This is a genomic window from Latilactobacillus graminis DSM 20719 (assembly GCF_001436415.1).
GTDB classification, from domain to species: domain Bacteria; phylum Bacillota; class Bacilli; order Lactobacillales; family Lactobacillaceae; genus Latilactobacillus; species Latilactobacillus graminis.
In genome coordinates this window covers 91,837-106,849 of sequence record NZ_AYZB01000035.1, presented here as the reverse complement: position 1 = coordinate 106,849, position 15,013 = coordinate 91,837, and the positions used below count along the sequence as shown (strand labels likewise).

Below are 15,013 nucleotides of genomic sequence, written 5' to 3'. Positions count from 1 at the left end.
CTGGAATTTTTGGAAGGTCAATCAAAGAGTTGTTTTAAGAACCCCTTCTTTTTGGATATTTCGTTTTTATTAGTAGATTGATCAACGGTATATTTAGTCGTAAGGGTAATCTTTTTACAGTTAATTGCGTCTTTGGCGACTACCAAAAGGCCGAACGCGTCTGGCTCAGTCCTGGCAGTTGCATTATTGACCAGAGTGAACGGAATTGCGTGGGTTGATAATGCCGCTAAATAGTTAGTGGCCGCAGGATTCTTCCCGTTTAATAAAACTGAATAGGGTTTAAAGTCAGCAAGGTGCTTTTCAAAAACTCCTTGGGCAGTTGCGAGTTCTTGATTCGTGATGGCTAAAAAAACCCGTTCCCGTAAAGAACCGAGATAGCGCCGCCGTTCATCAGGATTGGTTTGGGGCGCCCCATGGATTGCACTATCTAGATGTTGTTGTAATTGATCATTCTCTGACAAAATGGTCACCTCATTTCTGAATTATGCTATATTAGAATTAACCCTAAGTATATCACGTTGGAGGAAAAAGATGTTTACACGAGCTGATTTTAAAGTTTTTGCTGACCCGACTTTAAAAGGACGTCTGCATAAAATTTATACAGAACTTGATCCTAAGTTTGAAACGCTAGGCGAACAGTTGCAAACTATGTTAGCACAAGAAACTGACCGAGAATGGTCATTACATATTGCCAAACACTTACGGCGCTCCAAAAATCCGCCGATGAATACTTGGTTGGCGTTAAGTGAAAGTTCACGCGGTTATAAGATGTTGCCGCATTTTGAGATTGGTTTTTGGGATGATCGGATCTTCGTTTGGTTTGCATTGATGGCCGAGATGCCAAATAAATTAGATTATGTACCGGTACTGGCAGCTCAATCAGAAAAAATGCTTAAAAAATTTGCCGACTATGATTTGAGTTACGATCATATGACTAAACAAAAATTTCCGCTGTCAGCTGAAAATTTGCAGTTAGTACAAACTAAATTTGCTAAAACAAAAAAAGGAGAGTGGTTGCTCGGTAAAGTGTATTACCAAAATAATCGGTTATTTGATACGCCAAACGCCTTGATGGCTGATATTCAAACCACCTTGCTACAAATGGTACCATTATATACGATCATTCAAGCTAAATAATATTTGTACGCGTACTCGTTTTTAGCGGGTACGCGTTTTTTGGAACAAAAATTGTAAAATGAAACAATAAAAAAAGCCAGACCGCAGTCTGACTTTTTGTTGAACAGATAACAGCTTATCTGTTGTAGAATTCAACGATTAAGGCTTCGTCAATTTCTGGTTCTAATTCTGAACGTTCAGGTAAGCGAACAAGTGAGCCTTTCATTGTATCAGCATCAAAGCTAACGAATGAAGGACGGCCAACAGTACTTTCGATGGCATCCTTAATGATAACAAGGTTCTTTGATTTTTCACGGATTGAAATTTCTTGACCAGGTTTTACTTCGTATGAAGGAATATCAACACGCTTGCCATCAACAGTAACGTGACCATGGTTGACTAATTGACGAGCTTGGGCACGAGTACTTGCTAAGCCTAAACGATAAACAATGTTGTCTAACCGTTGTTCTAGTAAAATCATCAAGTTAACACCATGTTTACCTTCGCGGATTTTACCAGCGCGAGCAAATAAGTTCCGGAATTGGCGTTCTGTTAAACCATACATTAAACGAAGTTTTTGTTTTTCACTTAATTGTAAACCATATTCTGAAATCTTACCGCGACGATCGTTACCGTGTTGGCCTGGGGCGTAAGGACGACGGGCAAGTTCTTTACCTGTACCTGATAATGAAATTCCTAAACGACGTGAAAGTTTCCACTTGGGACCTGTATAACGTGACATAAAAAATCCTCCAATAAATGTTTTGGAGTAAAATAATCCGATGTAAACTTAGTAATCGTTCAGTCCACTTATTGACAATCTTCACCTTCGCAGCCGCAAGGTTACACAATTGAACCAAATTTCTGGGCAAATGAACTGTTGACGGCTTTACCGTTTACTGCTGCATTATTTTACACAAGGGTTAGTATAGCGTATGGCATACAAAAACGTCAAGCAGATTCAAGTTAAAATGACATTATTTCTAAAGTTTATCACGAATAATTGCTGAACCGTTATCTTATTCATGCTATAATCAAACATAGTTTAATGAATTGAAGTGGATGAACGGACTAACAAATCTGATTTAAATCGTAAAAGGGTGTGTCTTTGAATGTTTTACATTCTCATTGGAATCGTAGTCGTTGCACTAATTGGCTACTTAGGTGTTGTTTTTTATCAACGTTATTTTGTCAGACAAATTAAGCAACTAGAAGCGCATAAAGGTGACTTGATGGCGTTACCGATTCCGGAACGCCTGACAAAACTCCGCTCGTTACATTTAACCGGTGAGAGCTTACAAAATTTTGAACGGTGGCAAAAACAATATGAGCAGTTGACCAACCACAATTTCAGTACGATTGAAAGTTATCTGTTTGAAGCGGAAACAGCCAACCATAAATATAATTTTATTCAAGTCGCGCGAATTTTAAAACAATTGCGAGCTTACTTGACTGAAACTGACCAAGACTTACTTGATGTTCAAGACGCGTTGGAAAACTTACTAGCAAATGAAGCCGATACGCGCCAAAAGATTCAGCAATTAAGAGATCAATATCAACAATTACGCAAACGACTACTGACTAAGAGCTTTTCATTTGGACCTGCACTTGATGCGTTGGAGGCAACTTTAGGTCGCTTAGAAATTGATTTTGATCAGGCTAACGCGTTAACGACAGCCGGTGATCATTTGGGCGCCAAAGTGATTTTACAGAAGTTAATTGCTGAAACAACGCAATTAGAAGATCAGATGAAGCGAATACCTAAACGATATAATGAATTAGCAAATGAATTCCCTGAACAACTAGTTGAAATTAATGATACTTATCAACAGATGTTAAATGACGATTATCAATTTGATGATCGTCAGATTGAAGTTAAACAACAACACTTAATGGATCAACTCGATAAGAGTACGGCCTTGTTGAGTGATTTAGACATTGGTTCAGTTGAAGCGAACAACGATGAAATTGCCAATGGAATTGACCGGTTATATGATCAATTGGAAGCCGAAATGACTGCTAAGCAAAATGTTACGACACAGTTGCCAATCATCGCAAAGTTTGTCCAACATGCTGAGGGGCAAAATCATGAGTTATTATTGGAATTAGATCATCTCAATCAGAGCTATGCCTTAACGCATGATGAATTGGCAACGACTAAGCAACTGCAAAAGCAAATTGGTGCAGAAAAGGTTTTAATTGAAGGCCATCAAGCTAAAATTGCTAAACACGAAGCAGTATACACTGCAATTGCCGAAGATTTAGCTGGAATTGAGACCCGGCTGACAGCTGTTGAAAAACAGCAGCAAGCTATTCATGACCAAGTTGCTAACTTACACCAAGGCGAAGTCGTTGCTAACGAAAATTTACATCAGTTTGAACTTGAGCTAAGAAACTTGAAACGTACGGTTGAAAAAGTTAATTTACCTGGCTTACAAAAGAAATATTTAGATTTCTTTTTCGTAGTATCAGATGAAATTCAAAAATTGAACCATGATTTAAATCAAATTAAGATTAATCTAGACGAGATTGCTAAACAATTAATTTTAGTTCAGGAAGATTTAGATGAATTAAGGGCTGAAACTGAGACATTAATTGACAGTGCGATGCTTACGGAACAGTTATTGCAATATGCTAATCGGTATCGCACTGATTTTCCCGCGATTCAAGCGGCATGTGTTTCTGCCCAGACTATTTTCAATCAAGAATATGACTATGCTAAAGCAGTTGACTTATTGGCAACTGCGCTTGAAAAAGTCGATCCCGGTGCTTATACGCAAGTCGAAAAAACTTACTACGAACAAAAATCAGACAGCACTCGTTAGTCTTTTAGATGCTCATCAGTCCGAGACAAGCCGCATTTGTCTCGGATTTGTTTTGTTAAAGGGTAATCAGTTGTCTTTGAAAAGTAATTTGCTATAATATACAAAGTTAAACACTAATTTTTAGTAAGAGGGTTCGATATGATTTATTTTGATAATAGTGCCACCACTAAGATTGCGCCTGGCGCACTCCAAACATACCAAGCAGTTAGTGAACAATTTTTCGGTAATCCATCTAGTCTGCACGTCATCGGAGAAAAAGCCTTTCACATTCTAGAACAATCACGGCAACAAATTGCGGATTTACTGGGTGTTGATCACGATGAAATTTTCTTCACCAGCGGCGGAACAGAGGGCGATAATTGGGTGCTAAAGGGAACAGCCATTGAAAAAAGGGCCTTTGGTAAGCATTTGATTACGACAACTGTCGAACACCCTGCAATCATTAAATCTATGCAACAACTTGAAAAGTTAGGCTTTGAAGTAACTTATTTGCCGGTTGATCAGTTTGGTCGAATTAATCCTGCTGATTTAAAAGCAGCGCTTAGACCGGATACCATTTTAGTTTCAATCATGGCAATCAATAATGAAATTGGTACGTGCCAACCGCTGGAAGCTGTTGCTGAAATCTTGAAAGACTATCCCAATGTTCATTTCCACGTTGATGCGGTTCAAGGAATTGGCAAAGGGATTCAAACTGCGATTTTTAATGAACGTGTTGATTTTGTAACCTTATCCGGACATAAGTTCCATGGCCCACGGGGGACTGGAATTTTATACAAGAAACGAGGCCGTCACTTAGCACCACTTTTAACCGGTGGGGGTCAAGAACATGATTTACGTTCTGGAACTGAGAACGTGCCGGCTATTGCTGCTATGGCTAAAGCGCTACGTCTATTATTGGCAGATGAGCCTGAAAAGGTGAAACGGCAAGCTGCAATTCGTGAACGACTATTCAATTATATTAGTCAATCTGATAAAACAGTAATGTTCTCACAATTGACTCCGGACTTTGCACCACATATCCTGTGTTTTGCAATTAAGGGTGTGCGCGGTGAGACGACGGTGCACGCGTTTGAAGAGCATCAAATCTACATCTCAACAACTAGCGCTTGTTCCTCTAAAAAGGGAACAGAGTCAAGTACATTAAAAGCAATGCACGTCAATGAAAAGATTGCCACGAGTGCGATTCGGGTGTCACTTGATGAATATAATACACTTGAAGAAGCTGATGTATTTATTAAGGCATTTGATCAAATCAACGAGCGATTTAAAAAAATTAATTCGTAAACTACCATTTAAAAGGAGATAGGTATGCAATACACTGAAATTATGGTTCGCTACGGCGAGCTTTCAACAAAGGGGAAAAACCGCAACGATTTTATTGGTCGGTTAAACGGAAACGTCACTAAGGCGCTCCATGAATATCAACAACTTCGAATTCATCCGAAACGTGATCGGATGCATATCGTGTTAAACGGTGACGATGCCCAAGGGGTGATTGCGCGCTTACGCCAAGTATTTGGTATTCAAAACTTTTCACCAAGTATCCAAGTTGATCGCGACTTAGATGCGGTTAAGAAAACTGCCTTGGCAATGATGCAAGAAATCGGGAAACCAGGGATGTCTTTCAAGGTCAATACTCGGCGTTCAGATCATAAATTCTTCCTTGACACGAATGATATGAACCGTGAATTAGGTGGCTACTTATCTGATCAACTGCCGGACTTAGAAGTTCAAATGAAAAATCCGGATATCACATTGCGGGTTGAGGTCCGGCAAGATGCTATTTATTTGACAAATCAAGTCATTCAGGGAGCTGGTGGGTTACCGGTCGGCTCTGCCGGTAAGGGGATGTTGATGCTTTCTGGCGGGATTGATTCACCAGTTGCCGGTTATTTAACCCTTAAACGCGGGGTCGACATTGAAATGGTCCATTTCTTTAGCCCACCATATACAAGCGACAACGCCTTGAACAAGGCTAAGGAATTAACGGCTAAGTTAGTACCGTACGTCGGTAGCATTAAGTTTATCGAAGTCCCATTTACCGAAATTCAAGAAGAAGTGAAGCATTCTGTACCCGAAGGATACTTGATGACAATTCAACGTCGGATGATGTTGCGTTTAACGGATCAAATTCGGGCCAAACGCCAAGGATTAGCTATTTTTAATGGCGAATCAGTTGGTCAAGTGGCTTCACAAACGCTTGAAAGTATGCTAGCTATCAATGATGTGACTGCTACTCCAATCGTACGCCCAGTAGCGACTATGGATAAAAATGAAATCATTGATGTTGCTAAAGCTATCGATACGTATGAATTATCAATTATGCCATTTGAAGATTGCTGTACAATTTTTGCCCCCCCGGCACCTAAAACGCGACCTAATTTGGAAAAGACGCGCTTTTATGAACAACGGATTGATGTTGATGCTTTAATTGCTCGTTCTTTGGCTGGCATTAAAGTTACTGAAATTAAAGCTGGCGAACAATTCTTGAATCAAGATGAAGAAATTATCGCTGAATTACTATAAATTCTTAACGGCTTCGGCCATCAGTTCCTATTGACGTTTACCACTAACTCAGCTAAACTATTAACAACGCGTTGAACAAGAGCGATTAAGAATGGACTAGTTTAGAGAGAAGATGCATGGCTGAGACGTCTTTCAATGACCAATTAATCGGTAGCTTGTGAGCTGTTAACCTGAAATTAAGTAGGGCTAACCGGACAATTTCGTTCGTTAACAAATCATGAGTTGGGGACTAGTCTAGTCCTAATTTAGGTGGTACCGCGAAAAAGCATTCGTCCTATTGTGAGGAATGCTTTTTTGTTTGCCATTAAACGCAATATATTAAAGGAGTGAAGAAGATGACAGATCACAAAGAAATGTCAACCAAATATGATCCCAACCAAGTTGAAGCCGGTCGTTATCAAGACTGGTTAGACGCTGATTTATTCAAGCCGAACGCTAATCCAGATGCTAAACCATATTCAATCGTTATTCCACCACCAAATGTAACGGGGAAACTCCATTTAGGCCATGCCTGGGATACGACCTTACAAGATATGTTAATCCGTCAAAAGCGGATGCAAGGGTATGATGTGCTCTGGTTGCCAGGGATGGATCATGCCGGCATCGCAACCCAAGCTAAAGTGGAAGCAAAATTAGCTGAACAAGGGATTTCACGTTACGATTTAGGCCGTGAAAAATTCATCGAACAAGTCTGGGATTGGAAAGATGAATATGCTGCAACCATTCACGCACAATGGGCTAAGATGGGCTTGTCACTTGATTATTCACGTGAACGATTCACATTGGACGATGGCTTATCAGACGCTGTTCGGAAAGTCTTTGTTACCTTATACAACAAGGGCTTAATCTATCGTGGCGAATACATCATCAACTGGGATCCAAAAGCACGGACTGCTTTATCTGACATCGAAGTATTGCATCAAGATGACGAAGGGGCCTTCTATCATGTCAGCTATCCATTGACGGATGGTTCTGGCAGCATCGAAATTGCCACAACACGTCCGGAAACATTACCTGGTGATACTGCTATTGCTGTGCATCCAGATGATGAACGTTACGCTGACCTTGTTGGCAAGATGGTCACATTACCATTAATGAATCGTGAAATTCCCATTATCGCTGATCACTATGTCGATAAGGATTTCGGTACTGGTGCTTTGAAGATTACACCAGCCCATGACCCTAACGATTTTGAAGTTGGTAATCGGCATGACTTACCACGGATCAATGTGATGAACGAAGATGCCAGCATGAATGAAAATGCCGGCAAGTATAACGGCATGGATCGTTTTGAAGCGCGCAAAGCGATTGTTGCTGACCTAAAAGAACAAGGTTATTTGATCAAAGTTGACCCGATGACGCATAGTGTTGGTCATTCTGAACGGACTGGTGTGCAAGTTGAAGCCCGGCTTTCAACGCAATGGTTTGTTAAGATGAAGCCACTTGCTGAAATGGCTTTGAAAAACCAAGCAACTGATCAAAAGGTGAACTTTGTACCAGAACGATTCGAAAATACCTTTACACAATGGATGGAAAACGTTCATGACTGGGTCATTTCACGTCAATTATGGTGGGGCCACCAAATCCCAGCTTGGTACCATAAACAAACTGGAGAAATGTATGTCGGTGAAGCAGCACCAAAAGATATCGAAAACTGGACGCAAGATGCTGATGTGCTAGACACATGGTTTAGTAGTGCCTTATGGCCATTTTCAACAATGGGTTGGCCAAACACAGAAGCGCCTGACTTCAAGCGCTACTTCCCAACCAATACGTTGGTGACTGGTTACGATATCATCTTCTTCTGGGTCTCACGGATGATTTTCCAAAGTCTCGAATTTACAGAACAACGCCCATTCGAACACGTCCTCATTCACGGTTTAATCCGCGATGAACAAGGCCGTAAGATGAGTAAATCACTTGGCAACGGGATTGACCCAATGGAAGTCATTGAAAAATACGGTGCCGATGCCTTACGTTGGTTCTTAACGAGTGGCTCAACACCGGGCCAAGATGTTCGCTTCAGTTACACGAAGATGGACGCTGCCTGGAACTTCATCAATAAGATTTGGAACGCAAGTCGTTTCGTCATCATGAACCTTGAAGACACACCAGCCCCAACTAAGATGCCAGATGCCGCTAACCTTGATTTAACGGACAAATGGATCTTAAGCCAATTGAACCAAACGGTGGCGGATGTCACACGGCTTTATGCAAGTTTCGAATTTGGTGAAGCGGGCCGGACATTGTATAACTTTATCTGGAACGATTTCTGTGACTGGTATATTGAAATGGCGAAGGAAGTCCTTTACGGCGACGACCAAGCAGCCATTGCCAATAAACGCTATAACTTGGCTTATGTTTTAGACCAAACATTGCGTCTATTACACCCAGTGATGCCATTTGTAACGGAAGAAATCTGGCAAAGTATGCCACATACTGGCGATTCAATTGTCAATGCAGCTTATCCAGAAGTTCACGCTGAATTAGACGATCCAGAAGCAACCACGCAAATGAATGCGTTAATCGATCTGATCAGAAGTGTCCGGAATATTCGTTCCGAAGCCAATGCACCACTAAGCAAGGCAATTGATGTCTTGGTCAACATTCAAGCTGCGCCATTAATGACGATTTTTAAACAGAACCAAGACTTCATCGAACGCTTCGTGCACCCTAAATCACTTGAAATTGCTGAAGGCTTAACAGCACCAGCATTGGCTAAGACAGCCATTATCAGTGGTGCAGAAGTTTATGTGCCATTGGCTGAATTGCTTGACTTAGACGAAGAAATTGCCCGTTTAGAAGGTGAATTGAAACGTTTAGACGGTGAAATCAAACGTGCTCAGGGCAAGTTGTCAAACAAAGGCTTCACAGACCACGCACCAGAAAAAGTGGTCCAAGAAGAACGCGACAAACAAGCTGATTATGAACAACAATCCCAATCAGTTGAAAAACGAATCGCAGATTTAAAAGCATCACGTTAAATAAATAATCAGGGACAGTACTTCTAAAAGTGCTGTTCTTTTTAGATTGGTTTAGTTTTTATCCATCAGGCGACTAGTAAACTATGCTAAAATAAAGACAGCTTTTTTTAAAGGAGATCGACGATGACAGTTACAGATTATAAAACAGCTTTGGCATATATTCACTCACGGCCTAGACTGCATAAAAAGGTAAATCTGAATCGCATCACACAGTTATTGGCAGCACTTGGGAATCCACAAGCTAATCAACAATTTATCCATGTAACTGGGACTAACGGCAAAGGATCTGTTGTTAAAATCGTTAGTTGCTTAATTGAAGAATTAGGGTTAAAAGTCGGGCGCTACACGTCGCCATTTATTATGCGGTTTAATGAGCGAATTGCGATTAACCAAGTCCCGATTAGTGATACTGATTTAGTGATCATAACCCAAAAAATTGAGGCGACTGTGGCACTGTTACAACAAAGCCAGCCTGAGTTCACAGTGACTGAGTTTGAATGTATCACTGCTATGATGTTTCTCTATTTTAAACAACAGGCCGTTGATGTTGCCGTGATTGAAGTTGGTATCGGCGGATTATATGATTCGACCAATGTTTTGACACCGCTCGTTTCAGTTATTACTTCAATTGGTTTAGATCATCAAGCATTATTAGGTCAGACCTTTGCTGAAATCGCGACACAAAAAGCTGGAATCATTAAAGAAGGTCACCCAGTGGTGGTCGGACAGTTACCCGCAGCAGCATTAGCAGTGGTCGAAGATACCGCTCGACGGTTGACCAGTCCATTGCTGATTAGTGGGCGCGATTTTTCGACGTCATCCGTTAAAGCCTTACCATCTTGGGGGCAACAGCTAACTTTTCAAAATGACACTGTCGCGTTGAAGCAACTACAAATACCGCTAATGGGTGACTATCAAATTGAAAATACTGCAGTCGCATTGCAAGTATTCTGTTGCTATTTACAGTTAACGCAACAAACCTTAACGATTCGCGATATTAAACGGGGCTTAAATCGCGTGAGTTGGCCGGGACGGTTTGAAAAAATTAATGATGAACCCTTAATTGTACTAGATGGTGCCCATAATCCGGAAGGCGTTGCACAATTGGTGCAGACTATTCAGCATCATTTTAAAAATCGGGATATCTATCTACTGTTTGGGGCCCTAGGCGATAAAAATTTAGATCAGATGTTGCCACCCTTGAAAAAAATCGCAACTCGCCTGGTTTTAACGGCTGTTCCGGATAACGCCCGTGCCGCGAATGCTAAGCAGTACGCAGTAGTTGATGCCAGCATTCCATTTGAACCAGAATGGCCGCTTGCCTTAACTGACTTATTGGCTGATGTATCAGCCGATGACATTTTAATTGTGACTGGATCACTGTACTTAATTAGTACGATTCGGCAATATTTTAAAGGAGCACAGTAAATGACAACTAAAGGGATTATTTTTGATATGGATGGCTTATTGGTTGATTCAGAAAAAATTTACTATCAAGCCAATGTTCGTGCTGCTAAAGAAATGGGATTTGCCTTTACACCTGCCGATCATCAGGCTATTTTAGGGACGACGGATGCATATTTACGCAATTACTTTAAACAAAAATTGGGATCAGCAGATGCAGCTGCTGAATTTATTGATCGTTCATACCGGAACGTTGCCGCTGTTATTGCTACTGATGGCGTGGCGATTAAGCCGGGACTAGTGACGTTACTTGATTATAGCGATGCCCATGGCATTAATCGGGTGATTGCATCCAGTAATTTTCGCAGTATGGTCGATGATTTTATGCAAAGTACGGGTTTACAAGCACGCTTTGATCAGGTAGTTGCTGGCGATGAAGTGACTCATGGTAAACCACATCCAGAAATTTTTTTAAAAGCTTTAGACAAGCTCGCATTGCCGGCTGCAAATGCTTTAGTGTTAGAAGATTCTCCCAATGGGGTTATGGCCGCTAATCAGGCCGCTATTCCGGTTATTATGATCCCGGATCTAATTGCACCAACAGAAGTCACTCAGCAACAAACGTTGGCGACTGTCGCAGATTTAGCACAAGTGATTCCCTATTTAGAAAAATAATCGGTTAATTGACGTATAGTTAATTAAATCGATTGAGACGCAAAGCGCGTTTTTTATGGGAGGCAAACCGAGATGATGGTCAACAAAGAGCCCTTACAACCAAGAGAACAATTAATGCGTTACGGCGCTGCAAGCCTGACGAATGAGCAATTAGCAATTGTTATTTTACGATCAGGCAATCATCAGTATTCCGTGGCCGAGATCGCACATAAGTTGTTAACTCACTACCCTGATTTTCGCGATTTAGAGCAGGCAAGTTTAACACAACTAGAAACTTTATCAGGTATTGGACCAGTCAAAGCAGTTGAACTGCAGGCTATTTGTGAAATGAGTCGCCGCTTGCAAGCACAACGCACTTTACGTTTTGGAGTGGTTGCTTCCAGTCAGATGGTTGGCTATCGCATGCTTGAAACGCTGGCTGGTGAAACCCAAGAGCAATTGTTGGCGGTTTTTTTAGATGTTAAGAATCAAATTATTCAAACAAAACAAATTTATATTGGCACTTTGAATAGTTCAGTGGCGCATCCGCGAGAAGTATTCAAATTGGCAGTCCAATATTCAGCAGCAAAATTTATTTTGGTCCATAATCATCCGAGTGGTCAGTTGAGCCCGTCGACGCAGGACATTGCATTTACAAAACGGATTATCGCCTGCGGAGAATTTATGGGGATTGCATGCTTAGATCATCTGATTATTGGGAGTCAACAATATCTGAGTTTACGGGAAGAGGGATATTTGGTGGAATGACAATGGATATTCTTTCTTTAAGAATCCATTAATTTTACGTTTGAAGACTAATATTTTCTGAAAATCCGTTAACATAGTAGTTACATTGCGTTTTTTATTACGTAAAATTATGATATAATGCAAATGACTATAAAAACGTTTGGTAACTGAAGGAGAGAAAAATAGTGTTCGGATTAGGGACTAAAAACATCGGTATTGACTTAGGTACCGCAAACACACTCGTATATATGGACGGGAAAGATATTGTCTTAAGAGAACCCTCGGTTGTCGCTAAAAATACACAGACCGGTGAAGTGATTGCTGTTGGCTCAGAAGCCCGTGATATGATTGGCCGGACACCCGGTAGTATTGTGGCGATTCGTCCCATGAAAGATGGCGTGATTGCTGATTACGATACAACGGCTGCCATGCTTAAATATTTTATTGAAAAATCATTAGGTCGCTCAGCAAGTAAACCATTTGTTATGGTTTGTGTCCCAAGTGGTGTGACTGAAGTTGAAAAGCGCGCCGTAATTGATGCAACTAAAGTGGCAGGTGCGCGTGATGCCTATGTCATCGAAGAACCATTTGCTGCTGCCATTGGTGCAGGGCTACCTGTGATGGATCCGACTGGTAGCATGGTCGTTGATATTGGTGGTGGAACAACCGACGTTGCGACGATTTCATTAGGTGGCATCGTTTCAAGTCGTTCAATCCGAATGGCCGGTGATAAGCTTGATGATGCAATTATTTCGTACATCCGACAAAATAATAATTTATTAATTGGTGAAAGAACTGCTGAACAGATCAAATTTCAAATTGCTTCAGCATCGCCAGAACGGGCTAAGGAAATTGAAGCAATGAGCATTCGCGGTCGTGATTTAGTGACTGGTTTACCGAAGACTGTTGATATTCAGGCCACCAATATTGCTGAAGCAATTAAGGAAGTGGTAACGGCCATTATTGAAGCTATCAAAGAAACACTTGAAGAAACATCACCAGAAATTGCAGCTGATGTGATTGATCACGGAATTGTTTTAACCGGTGGTGGCGCATTATTGAAACACCTACCAGAGGTTATTTCAGATGCTACTAAAGTACCCGTCTTTATTGCCCAAGATCCATTAGATTGTGTTGCTATTGGAACTGGCGAATCACTAAAGAATATCGATGTTATGAAGAAAAATTAATCGTTTAGTAGAAATGGGACAAGAAGCGGTCAGCGTTGACGTAGCACCTAAATTAGTGACAGATTCAGGTTGAGAATCAATTGCTAGCTAGGACTACTGATTACCGGTTTTTGTCCCATCTTTACGATATTAAGGATGGATGGTGGCCAAAAACCATGCAAAAGTTTTTTTCAAATAAGAAGTTAATTATGCTATTAATTATACTAATCGTTTGCCTCGGCTTCATTGCGATGTCTGTTGGTTTACGGAATAATAAGAAGAACCCCAGTTTCATCCGCCAATTTGGCAATGATGTTACAGGAATTACGAATCAGGTCATCAGTATTCCTGCTAATGGAATTGGCCATGGCGTGGATGCCCTAACTGATTTGATTAATACGTATCAAGAAAATAAAGAACTTAAAGCGCAACTTGATGATTTAGCGCAAACTAAAGTACAAACACAAACCCTTAAAGAAGAAAATGCAAGTTTGAAAAAAGAAATCGGGTTAAAAGGGACATTAACCGACTATACAACCGTTAACGCATCGGTTTTATCACGTAATCCCGATAATTGGCAAAATGGGTTAGTGATTAATAAAGGAACTCTAGCTGGCCTTAAAAAAGACATGCCAGTGATGTCGGAATCCGGTATCATTGGACGCATTGTTGAAGTCAATAAGACCAATTCAAAAGTTGAATTGGTTTCAAGTACCGATCAAAGCAGTAACGGTTTTGCAGCAGTAGTCAATACCAAAGACGGCAAACAGGTTAACGGAATTATGTCTGGTTACAATGCTGACCGGAAGCAATTAAAACTTGGTCAGATTAAGACTGATGCTGCAATTGCCAAAGGTGATAAAGTCATTACCTCCGGACTGGGGGGCTTGACCCCCAAAGGCCTGTTTCTTGGTAAAGTAGCAGCAGTCAAGAAAGATGATTATGGCTTAGCTTTAACCGTTTATGTGACACCAGCCGCCGATTTAAATAACCTAACTGTCGTGACAGTCATCAAACGAACGATTGAAGGTGAGTAAGAATGAACGCGCCCCAGTTACAACGTCGTTATTTATTACCAGTCTACCTGCTTGTCGCGTTTTATTTAGATGGGACTATCAGTCACTTAGGTGAACAATGGCTATATACACCAGATCATACGTTAATTAGTCGGTTGTTTATGCTTGTTTTAGTCGTAACAGTTTTTATGTTACCTGAGGAACATCAACTAATTTGGTACGCCACTGGAATCGGATTTTTATATGATTTGTATTATACTGGGATGATTGGCATGTATACATTTGCTGTCCCATTGATTATTTATACAATTCGTTATTTGAAGCAGTATTTGCCGGATTCAGTATTTTTTATCGGCTTAATTGACATTTTATGTTTGACATTATTAGAAAGTGCGATTTACATCATGAATCGATTGATCGGTTACGCTACGATAACACCGATCGAATTTATCAGTAATGTTTTAGCACCGACAATTGCATTAAATTTAGTTTTTTTTATCTTTTTGTATTTGCCTTTAAAATATTTATTGCTAAAATTAAAATCAGAACGATAAGGGGTTTGATTTTTT

Annotated in this window: 13 protein-coding genes and 1 other annotated feature; of the genes, 11 read left to right on the top strand and 2 right to left on the bottom strand. The window is 40.6% G+C overall.

Going from position 1 to position 15,013, the window contains the following annotated elements; genetic code table 11:
• Nucleotides 1–17: 17 nt before the first annotated feature.
• Nucleotides 18–461 carry a YueI family protein gene (locus FC90_RS05570; protein ID WP_057908281.1) on the bottom strand — a complete coding sequence of 148 codons (444 nt, stop codon included), beginning with the start codon at nt 459–461 and terminating at the stop codon, nt 18–20.
• Between the two features lie 70 nt (nt 462–531).
• Between FC90_RS05570 and FC90_RS05565 the strand changes: the two genes are divergently transcribed.
• Nucleotides 532–1,137 carry a DUF1054 domain-containing protein gene (locus FC90_RS05565; protein WP_057908280.1) on the top strand — a complete coding sequence of 202 codons (606 nt, stop codon included), beginning with the start codon at nt 532–534 and terminating at the stop codon, nt 1,135–1,137.
• 115 nt (nt 1,138–1,252) lie between these two features.
• Here FC90_RS05565 and rpsD read toward each other — a convergent pair whose 3' ends face one another.
• Nucleotides 1,253–1,858 carry a 30S ribosomal protein S4 gene (gene rpsD, locus FC90_RS05560; RefSeq protein WP_057908279.1) on the bottom strand — a complete coding sequence of 202 codons (606 nt, stop codon included), beginning with the start codon at nt 1,856–1,858 and terminating at the stop codon, nt 1,253–1,255.
• Between the two features lie 370 nt (nt 1,859–2,228).
• On the opposite strand from rpsD, the gene ezrA reads away from it, so the two are divergent.
• The 10 genes from ezrA (at nt 2,229) to mreD (ending at nt 14,998) form a co-directional block, all read left to right on the top strand.
• Entirely contained in the window at nt 2,229–3,941 is a 1,713-nt protein-coding gene (ezrA, locus tag FC90_RS05555; protein WP_057908278.1) for a septation ring formation regulator EzrA, read from the top strand.
• Nucleotides 3,942–4,079: 138 nt separating this feature from the next.
• Entirely contained in the window at nt 4,080–5,228 is a 1,149-nt protein-coding gene (locus FC90_RS05550) for a cysteine desulfurase family protein (RefSeq protein WP_057908277.1), read from the top strand.
• A gap of 24 nt (nt 5,229–5,252) precedes the next feature.
• Nucleotides 5,253–6,470 carry a tRNA uracil 4-sulfurtransferase ThiI gene (gene thiI / locus FC90_RS05545; RefSeq protein WP_057908276.1) on the top strand — a complete coding sequence of 406 codons (1,218 nt, stop codon included), beginning with the start codon at nt 5,253–5,255 and terminating at the stop codon, nt 6,468–6,470.
• Between the two features lie 62 nt (nt 6,471–6,532).
• Nucleotides 6,533–6,750 (top strand) — a binding site (T-box leader).
• A 55-nt stretch (nt 6,751–6,805) separates the two neighbouring features.
• Nucleotides 6,806–9,454 (top strand): valine--tRNA ligase, encoded by a 2,649-nt coding sequence (locus FC90_RS05540; protein WP_057908275.1) that lies wholly within the window; start codon nt 6,806–6,808, stop codon nt 9,452–9,454.
• A 123-nt stretch (nt 9,455–9,577) separates the two neighbouring features.
• Nucleotides 9,578–10,882, top strand: coding sequence for a bifunctional folylpolyglutamate synthase/dihydrofolate synthase (locus FC90_RS05535; protein WP_057908274.1), 1,305 nt, complete (start codon nt 9,578–9,580; stop codon nt 10,880–10,882).
• The gene (locus tag FC90_RS05530) at nt 10,883–11,533 is read left to right on the top strand and encodes an HAD family hydrolase (protein ID WP_057908273.1); all 651 of its coding nucleotides are present in this window, start codon (nt 10,883–10,885) and stop codon (nt 11,531–11,533) included.
• Between the two features lie 72 nt (nt 11,534–11,605).
• Entirely contained in the window at nt 11,606–12,280 is a 675-nt protein-coding gene (gene radC, locus FC90_RS05525) for a RadC family protein (protein ID WP_057908272.1), read from the top strand.
• A gap of 164 nt (nt 12,281–12,444) precedes the next feature.
• Nucleotides 12,445–13,449 carry a rod shape-determining protein gene (locus tag FC90_RS05520; protein WP_057908271.1) on the top strand — a complete coding sequence of 335 codons (1,005 nt, stop codon included), beginning with the start codon at nt 12,445–12,447 and terminating at the stop codon, nt 13,447–13,449.
• Between the two features lie 155 nt (nt 13,450–13,604).
• The gene (mreC, locus tag FC90_RS05515; RefSeq protein WP_057908270.1) at nt 13,605–14,465 is read left to right on the top strand and encodes a rod shape-determining protein MreC; all 861 of its coding nucleotides are present in this window, start codon (nt 13,605–13,607) and stop codon (nt 14,463–14,465) included.
• A gap of 2 nt (nt 14,466–14,467) precedes the next feature.
• Nucleotides 14,468–14,998, top strand: coding sequence for a rod shape-determining protein MreD (gene mreD / locus FC90_RS05510; protein WP_057908269.1), 531 nt, complete (start codon nt 14,468–14,470; stop codon nt 14,996–14,998).
• Nucleotides 14,999–15,013: the final 15 nt, after the last annotated feature.